The 5,719-nt window shown below is 41.5% G+C and carries 5 protein-coding genes and 5 tRNA genes; 1 reads left to right on the top strand and 9 read right to left on the bottom strand.

The genetic code is table 11. The features are described from left to right. Positions 1-987 (top strand): response regulator (locus RDS42_RS11650; protein ID WP_308783809.1); only part of this gene is annotated, 987 nt, incomplete at its 5' end. Positions 988-1,142: 155 nt separating this feature from the next. On the opposite strand, the gene RDS42_RS11645 is transcribed toward RDS42_RS11650, so the two are convergent. The 9 genes from RDS42_RS11645 to RDS42_RS11605 form a co-directional block, all read right to left on the bottom strand. Beyond that, positions 1,143-2,195: a hypothetical protein gene (locus tag RDS42_RS11645; protein WP_022035198.1), complete on the bottom strand. Its 1,053-nt coding sequence runs from the start codon at positions 2,193-2,195 to the stop codon at positions 1,143-1,145. Continuing rightward, complete coding sequence (locus tag RDS42_RS11640) at positions 2,192-2,710, bottom strand: RNA polymerase sigma factor (protein ID WP_308783808.1); 519 nt, start codon at positions 2,708-2,710, stop codon at positions 2,192-2,194. Before RDS42_RS11640 ends, RDS42_RS11645 begins: the two co-directional genes overlap by 4 nt. A gap of 136 nt (positions 2,711-2,846) precedes the next feature. After that, positions 2,847-4,451: an AAA-like domain-containing protein gene (locus RDS42_RS11635; protein WP_308783807.1), complete on the bottom strand. Its 1,605-nt coding sequence runs from the start codon at positions 4,449-4,451 to the stop codon at positions 2,847-2,849. 248 nt (positions 4,452-4,699) lie between these two features. Then, the gene (locus RDS42_RS11630; RefSeq protein ID WP_302448246.1) at positions 4,700-4,990 is read right to left on the bottom strand and encodes a transposase; all 291 of its coding nucleotides are present in this window, start codon (positions 4,988-4,990) and stop codon (positions 4,700-4,702) included. 150 nt (positions 4,991-5,140) lie between these two features. Next, a tRNA-Lys gene (locus RDS42_RS11625) sits at positions 5,141-5,213 on the bottom strand. A 15-nt stretch (positions 5,214-5,228) separates the two neighbouring features. Next, positions 5,229-5,301, bottom strand: a tRNA-Phe gene (locus tag RDS42_RS11620). Positions 5,302-5,309: 8 nt separating this feature from the next. Next, positions 5,310-5,383, bottom strand: a tRNA-Met gene (locus tag RDS42_RS11615). 19 nt (positions 5,384-5,402) lie between these two features. Then, positions 5,403-5,484, bottom strand: a tRNA-Tyr gene (locus RDS42_RS11610). A 45-nt stretch (positions 5,485-5,529) separates the two neighbouring features. Continuing rightward, positions 5,530-5,602, bottom strand: a tRNA-Thr gene (locus RDS42_RS11605). Between the last annotated feature and the right edge of the window lie 117 nt (positions 5,603-5,719).

The raw sequence follows: 5,719 nt of genomic DNA, 5'->3' as shown, positions 1-5,719 counted from the left end.
ATTCGCAATCCGCTTTCGCTACTTGCTCATGAACGCAGTCGCTTTGCGACCTGTATGTTGGAGGCTTTTCATATGAATTATGTACTTGTAGACGATGAAGAAAGAGCATTAAATCTGCTAAGGATCATGCTCACCCGCTTTGATGGATTTTCAAAAGAAAATGACCATATTTATACCTTTACCCAGCCTGTCGAGGCACTGGATTTTATCCGCAGGACACTTGTGGACGTTGTATTTCTCGACATCGAAATGCCGATGTTAAACGGCATCACTCTTGGAAAACAGATCAGTGAGGAACTGCCTGCGCCACCGGAAATCATTTATGTAACGGCATTTCCGGAATATTCGCTGGATGCCTGGGATATCGGTGCCTTTGGCTACATCCTGAAACCATATGACCCGAAGCAGATCAGTGCGGTATTAAACAGAGTCCTCAAATACCATGCCGCCGCGGCTGAATCTATTACATCTGCTGCATCTATTGAGGGAAAAACCGGTTTTGGCACAGAAAATCATGGCCATACCCCTCCAGATGCAACAGCTGAAAAGAGGAATACACAAATGCACTCCAACAGTCTCCCGCATATCCGCTGCTTCCCGGATTTTGAACTGTTTATAAATAAAACCCCAGTCTCCTTCAAGAGCAGGAAAGCAAAAGAACTTCTTGCACTTCTCGTTCATTATGAAGGAAACTGGGTTCCGATTGATAAAATCACATTCTGTCTGCTGGAAAACTGCGAGGAACATTCCTCCAAAAATTACAGCCGCACGATCCTCTATCGGCTGAAACAGGCGCTTGCACCTTATCATCTGGAACAGATCGTGGAGTCTGCCTACGGTAAAATGCGTGTACATACTGAACAGTTCACCTGTGATTATTATGATTATCTCCAGGGACAGACGGAACTGTTTCAGGGCGATTATATGGGGGAATACCCCTGGGCAGAGACGACCCGTGCCGCCATGTGGACGAAGATGGTTAAATGAAATAACTGTTTTACAAGAAAGTGTGCTCTCGCACACTTACGCGCTTACTATTACGAATAACAGATCTTTCTTGACCGCGCCGAGCACGATTGCGAAGCAACAATTTCTTTTCGTGCGAGTGCGCATCGTTTGCACGAAGTGCTTTTGCTGTCATATCAATCAGCCACAGTAAACAACATATCATTAATCGTCACAGATTCTACCTGTTCCAGATCCAGAATATGGTCAAATCCGATCCACAGATCATTATTTTTTCCATATTCGCCGTAAAATTCATTTTTCACCCGCTGCGACTTACTCTCTATCACATAAGTGCTTCCATCTTTCATCTGTACGGAAATCTCATCATATTCCGGTTCCACATCGGATGCACCCTGATTTGTGATCAACATATCATAGCTGGTCAACGCAAGCTGCTGTTCGCTATTTTCATTCTTCCATGTCAAAGAAGGAATGCTCTCACTTTCTGGTACTGTGATATTTACCAGCTCAGTTTTGCTATCCTTAGTTCCATCCAATTCTTTAAAAATCAGACTTAATGACGCATCTTCCTGTTCAGCTCCTATTACGTTAAATACCATGTAAAACACCTGTGTCTCATCATCACTCGCATCCTTTTCTAAATAAATGCGCCAGTCAGGTGCTTCCTGTCCGGAACTTTCCAGTCCCACCGTCAACCATATATCTGTGTCGGTCGGATTTATTTCCTGTAAGTTTCTGGTTTCCATCGTCCAGTAGTCATATTCCGGTAAAACATCTCCGGTCAGTATATACCATGGTTCTCCTTTTCCGGATACACGATTCACTGTAAACTGCATAATTCCGGAATGCGTTGCCGCACTTCGAACCACCTTGTCAATCTGCACTTCATACTCGGCTCCCTGATAATGGTAGGATGCCTTTGTATTCTCATTTGCACCTGTATCGTTTACATAAGATTCCACCGGTCCCATATTCGTTTCACCAAACAGATTTCCAAATAAATTTGTTTTTTCTGCTGCAAATACCGCACTTCCGGAAATACTCAATGCAATCACTAATGCTGCCACTGCCTTTGTTGGTCTATATGTTCTTTTTTTCATTGTTTTGGCTCCCCTCTCCTGCCGATCTGCCCGTTTCAGAATATTCTGATTCAGCCAGAAATCCGGTCCTTCTTCCGATTCAGCCGGAGTAAGGGATTTTTTTAATACATCATCCAGATTTTTCATAAAACAGAATCCTCCAATTCTTTTCTGAGATATTTCCGTGCACGCATCAGTTTACTTTTTATACTGCTGACCGATTCGTGCATCTGCTCCGCAATCTCTGCTACTTTCAGATTTTCCATGTAGTACAAAAGCACCACTATCCGCAGTTTTTCCGGCAAACGGTTTACGGCATCCTGCACCAGCACTTTCTCCTGATTGGAGATCACCGTATCCTCCACACTGTCTGCTGCCGAAAAATTTTCAATCTGACTTTCTTTCGAAACCGGTACAATGTCTGCAATCTGTTTTCGCCACATTTGCTTGCGGCACTGATTTTTCCACAAATTCACAGCAATACCAAGCAGATAGCTTTTGGGATTCTCCGTATCGTTAACGTTATCCAATTCCCACAATTTTAAAAATGTCTCCTGATACAGATCATCTGCCGTATTTTTATTTTGCGTCAGCCGTTTGCAAAACAGGTAGATATCTCTGCCATATTCGTTGATATATTTTTCCAGCTGTTGTTTCTCCATTTTTAATTAAAACTCCCATTTCTGACGTCTTCCCTGGGTAATCTTAATTACCCTTACACCTTTATATTGTCATAACTTACCGGTTGGTTGCAAAAAAATATCGCAAAACCTGAACAAATTGGTTTTGCGATATTTTTTATACCACTGCTTCAATAATTTTTTTATCATCAATCAGAATCTCATGTACTCCGATTTCTTTTTTCTGATTGAAATTGAAACTGATCATATATCCCTGGTTCACATGATAGGCATCCAGATATTCTGCCAGCTGTTTCTCCCCTCTGGTATTATATTCCTGACCATGCCATATCTTCATTTCAATGATATACTGTTCTCCACGATAATCCACAATCACATCCGTCCGTTTCTGTTCGCGGGTTTCCGCTTCAATGTAATAATTTCCAGTGCCATTGATAATTGGACGTAAATACAGCAAGAAATATTTTCTACCTTCCTGTTCGATAAACGTCTCATCACTATCTCCGTATAAGTCATTAAAATGTATTACAAAACGTTCCAGAATCTGACGCATATTCAAATGTCCATTTACAATAAACTGATTTTTATCTAACAAAGCATCCGAATAAATCTGTTGCTTTTGCATTTCTGAAGTTGACAGATATAAATTATATAACCATGTCTCAAAAATACGATTTGCAATCGCCAGCACGCCATGATTATTTTTCACAAATCCAAACATAGTTGCCACACTGATCGCCGGTTCATAATAATTGTAAGCAATTGCTTTTCCGGTAAATAATAATGACTGTAACATATCATTTAATTCCGGGTAACGATTCAGCTTCTCACTCAATGATTCGAACAATGTATTCTTCTCTGCCAGCAGCATACGAACTGCCGTAAAAAATCCCTGTCTGGTCCACACACTTTTCAATCCGTTTTCGTCATAATTTATAGCAATATCTTCATCCATAATCTGACATAATCGCGAAACAAGAAACGGATATCCTGATGTATGCTGATACAGCAGAATTGCTATTTCATCAACATTCATTCCAGTATGATGATCTTTTTCATATTCCTGAAGCATACCAGCAATCTCTGTTTTCGAAAAGCTCATATCGATTTTAAAATCTGCCGCAATATTCCATGGGCCGTTATATTTATGCTCTTCATCCGGTCTGATCTTGTGTCGGAGATTTTTCACATCATACACTCCGGCTAAAATAACCGATTTGAATGCCGGCTGTTGAAAACGATTGATATACTGGGCACGAAGCTGTCCTAAAAAATCCAAAAAAACCTGATTATTCGATGCACTGTCTACCTCATCGATCATCAAAACAATCGGCTTATCAGAAAATTGACAGATATCTCCAAGCCCCTCAAACAATGGTTTTAATGTAAAATAATCATATCTGTTGTCTACATGATTTTTCAAATCATTCAACGTTTCTTTTAAATCGTCATTTAATGTCGGTTTGCATTTTTTGAACAGCCGTAAAAATGAATGACAGAAAGAAAGTGCAAAAACATTTTCGTTTGCAAAATCAGCACTGCCGAATGTCTGAAAATCCATCAGTACAACATAATATTCTGCTTCCAGCAATCGCTTTAACTCGATCAATGTCGTAGTCTTTCCATACTGACGCGCTTTATTGATCGTAAAGTATTTTCCATCATCTACAAGTGCTTTTATCTCCTGCAAGCGCTGCACAATGTCTACCATATAATGTTCTTCCGGTATACATACAGCAGTTGTATTGAATACTTTTGACATGATTTCCTCCTGTCTGAATTGTTCTATCATCTACACTGCAAATCGTATTATTACTAACAGTTTATCCCTTTCACTAAACACCGTTTCGTGACATGCTCCCACCACTTAAATCACAGATTTTGAAGTGGGGGCTTCTTGCTCAATGGCTCTACTGAGCCAAGTATCTACAAGCTATCCTCGCGTGCCCCGCGATTCATTTTTACCCAATTATGGGATATTTTTATTGTCTGGATACAGACACTTCCCATCTATCCTGCTAACAACATACGACGTGCTTCTTCACGTATATTGATTGCCGCATTCAGATCCCGGTCTATCCGATTTCCACATGTACAAAGATATACTCTGTCCGAAAGTTTCAGTTCTTTCTTTATATTGCCACATTTACAGCATTTTTTACTGGAAGGAAAAAAACGGTCTACACGTACCAATTTCTTTCCTCTCCATGTCAGCTTATATTCCAGCAATTCCCGAAACTTTCCGTAACCGTTATCCATGACACTTTTTCCAAAATGCATACACTGGCTCATTGCTTTCATATCAATAGCTTCCGGCACTTTTTAATAGTGAGCGTGCCGGGGACCTAGACGTCCGGTGGACGTCTGTTTAGGTCCGACCGCAGCGGAGCGGAGACCGAACTTTGGTTCGAACCACGGTACAAAAAAAGAACACTTCCGTGTTCTTTAAAGTGAGCGTGCCGGGGTTCGAACCCGGGACAACTTGATTAAAAGTCAAGTGCTCTACCAACTGAGCTACACACCCATATTTGATTTTAAATGCCCAGTTCCGGAATCGAACCAGAGACACGAGGATTTTCAGTCCTCTGCTCTACCAACTGAGCTAACTGGGCATAAAAAATTGCGGGGACAGGATTTGAACCTGCGACCTCCGGGTTATGAGCCCGACGAGCTTCCAGACTGCTCTACCCCGCGCTGTTTCTTCTTTTTTTAATGGGCAGAGAAGGATTCGAACCTTCGAAGGCGTTGCCAGCAGATTTACAGTCTGTCCCCTTTGGCCACTCGGGAATCTGCCCATTCTTTTAAGGTAAGCCTGACTTCATTTATCATTGCTTACTTAAAGCCGATGAACGGACTCGAACCGTTAACCTGCTGATTACAAATCAGCTGCTCTGCCAATTGAGCCACATCGGCTTATTCTGTTTTATTAACAAGCTTTCCTGCTTATTTTCTTTTTACCTTTCGGTAGTGGGACCTACAGGGCTCGAACCTGTGACCCCCTGCTTGTAAGGCAGGTGCTCTCCCAGCTGA

Source organism: uncultured Blautia sp. (assembly GCF_902497045.1).
Classification (GTDB): domain Bacteria; phylum Bacillota; class Clostridia; order Lachnospirales; family Lachnospiraceae; genus Blautia_A.
The sequence above is the reverse complement of the archived record's forward strand: the minus strand, read 5'-3'. Positions and strand labels throughout refer to the sequence as shown.

What these genes read in the sequence shown, in the direction of transcription:
- RDS42_RS11645 (WP_022035198.1), bottom strand. Translation starts at nt 2,195, where the DNA reads ATGAAAAATCTGGATGATGTATTAAAAAAATCCCTTACTCCGGCTGAA.
- RDS42_RS11640 (WP_308783808.1), bottom strand. Translation starts at nt 2,710, where the DNA reads ATGGAGAAACAACAGCTGGAAAAATATATCAACGAATATGGCAGAGAT.
- RDS42_RS11635 (WP_308783807.1), bottom strand. Translation starts at nt 4,451, where the DNA reads ATGTCAAAAGTATTCAATACAACTGCTGTATGTATACCGGAAGAACAT.
- RDS42_RS11630 (WP_302448246.1), bottom strand. Translation starts at nt 4,990, where the DNA reads ATGAAAGCAATGAGCCAGTGTATGCATTTTGGAAAAAGTGTCATGGAT.